Source organism: Bacillus sp. SIMBA_154 (genome assembly GCF_046536015.1).
Classification (GTDB): Bacteria; Bacillota; Bacilli; order Bacillales; family Bacillaceae; genus Bacillus; species Bacillus pumilus_P.
This window is the reverse complement of the sequence record NZ_JAWJBV010000512.1, coordinates 1-248: the sequence shown is the minus strand read 5'-3', so window position 1 is coordinate 248 and position 248 is coordinate 1. Positions and strand designations below refer to the sequence as shown.

The 248-nt window shown below is 40.3% G+C and carries 1 protein-coding gene; it reads right to left on the bottom strand.

Annotated elements, in window-relative coordinates:
• On the bottom strand, positions 1-248 hold a 248-nt coding region (locus R0K30_RS22950; RefSeq protein WP_410613270.1), incomplete at both ends, for a hypothetical protein.

The window sequence follows — 248 nt, the reverse complement described above, 5'->3', positions numbered from 1 at the left end:
CTTTAAACACCACGCCTTGTTGCGCTCTTACAAAAAACTCACTGCCGACTACATTCATATTTACAGCTGGTTGTTCACCTTGCCAATCAACATTCCCCGTTAATTTTACCTGTCCGCCTTGAGGGTCATTTAAATCTCCTTCAATGGTGGCGGTAGACTTATTAAACGCCACATTTATATTGGAGTTTTTAAGAGCTACAGGCAGTTGCTCACCTTCTAGGTTGATATTCTCAATATTTAAATTTCCC